This is a genomic window from Aquitalea sp. ASV15 (genome assembly GCF_016429115.1).
GTDB classification, from domain to species: domain Bacteria; phylum Pseudomonadota; class Gammaproteobacteria; order Burkholderiales; family Chromobacteriaceae; genus Aquitalea; species Aquitalea magnusonii.
On the sequence record NZ_JAELTZ010000142.1, the window covers coordinates 1 to 395 of the forward strand.

Annotated in this window: 1 pseudogene; it reads left to right on the top strand. The window is 63.3% G+C overall.

The window, feature by feature from the left end:
* A pseudogene (locus tag JHD64_RS21215) lies at positions 1-225 on the top strand (ABC transporter permease); the annotation flags it as partial.
* Between the last annotated feature and the right edge of the window lie 170 nt (positions 226-395).

The window sequence follows — 395 nt, forward strand, 5'->3', positions numbered from 1 at the left end:
GCAGTGATTCTGTCCGGCTACATGGCCCCGGTGGAAAACATGCCGCTGCCGCTGCGCATGGTCAGCGCGGTGGACCCGCTCAGCCACTTCATCGTCATCGTCAAGGGCATCTTCCTGAAGGGTTATGGCCTGGCTGAAGCCTGGCCACAGCTGTGGCCGCTGCTGGCCATTGCCGCCAGCACGCTGGCACTGGCCTATCTGATGTTCTTGCGCAGGAGTCACTGATGTCATCTCGCCAGCGGATTTTCCTTTTCCTGAGCAGTGCTGCGCTAGGCGCCTGCGCGGTGGGGCCGGATTACCAGCCACCGGCCAGCAGCCTGCCCGCGCACTACCATTTCCAGCCAGCCAGTACGGCCAGCCAGACGGTGCAGCCGCAGTGGTGGACGGTATTTGAC